Genomic DNA, 1,233 nt, shown 5'->3' on the forward strand with positions numbered 1-1,233 from the left:
TAAAATTGGGGAGAAGCTTAAGAACTCAGCTAAAGAGAGCCAAGTCCAGAACAAAACATAATGACAACTATATTTATTAGGGTTTTACATAAGTCATATTACAGAACCATATTCATTTCGTCTGGAAGGAGACTTTATTGAAACCATATCTTTCTTACTTTATCGGTAAAAAGCTCGCAAAATCAACAACTGCACTGATCGTCATCGGAGCGATCTCCGCTCCTTATGGGGCTTCAGCCTGTACGAGTATTCTTTTGCCGACAACAGATGGCAGCGGTGTTTATGCTCGCACAATGGAATTCGCTTTTGAGCTCAAATCCAACGCCCTGATGATACCTCGCCAGTATGAGCTAAGCAGCACCGGCGCGGATGGTAAGACCGGCATGAAATGGAAGAGCAAATATGCTGCTGTTGGCTTAAATGCCCTTGGTGTCAACGCTCTTGTAGATGGAATGAATGAAAAAGGTCTTGCTGGTGGCATTCTATATTTTCCAGAACTGGCTGGTTATGCCGACGGCTCAAAAACAGATCCAGATAAGTCACTGGCCTCATGGGATCTGCTGAGTTGGATTCTGACAAACTTTGCCACGGTTGAAGAAGTCAAGGCCGCCATTAATGATGTCACAGTCATTGATGTGAAACAGGCGGAAATGGGTTTCGCCCCGCCCGTACATTATACTATTCATGATGCCTCCGGTGCGTCTCTGGTAATTGAGCCAGTTGACGGAAAATTCAGAATCTATGACAATCCGGTCGGGGTTATGACCAATTCACCAGCCTTTGATTGGCATATGACCAACCTCAGAAATTATATTAAAATTTCAGACATTAATGCACCGCCATTAAAAATTGACGGTTTAACACTTAATCCGCTGGGTCAGGGATCTGGTCTGCTCGGTATTCCGGGCGATACGACACCGCCATCGCGTTTCGTACGTGCAACAGCCTATTCAGTAACTGTTCAAAAGCAGCCAAGTGGCACTGGTAGTGTGCGTCTTGCAGAGCATGTCATCAATAATTTCGACATACCCAAAGGCTGGATACGCACTGATATGACAGCCAATGAGCCGTTGGAATATACACAATGGGCAACCATTGCCGATCTTAAAAATCAAAAATATTATGTTAAAATGTATGATGATCAGGTCTTGCGCAGTATCGACATCAACAGTTTCGATTTAAATGGTAAGGAGCTCAAAATAGCGCAGTTACCTCCGCAACTGACGCCGCCAG

At 44.5% G+C, this 1,233-nt stretch carries 1 protein-coding gene; it reads left to right on the plus strand.

Translation table 11 applies throughout. The annotated features are described in order from the left end of the window. Positions 1-137: 137 nt before the first annotated feature. On the plus strand, positions 138-1,233 hold a 1,096-nt coding region (locus tag JNC77_RS17560; protein WP_374834804.1), incomplete at its 3' end, for a linear amide C-N hydrolase.

Source organism: Paenochrobactrum pullorum (assembly GCF_041929845.1).
GTDB lineage: Bacteria > Pseudomonadota > Alphaproteobacteria > Rhizobiales > Rhizobiaceae > Paenochrobactrum > Paenochrobactrum pullorum.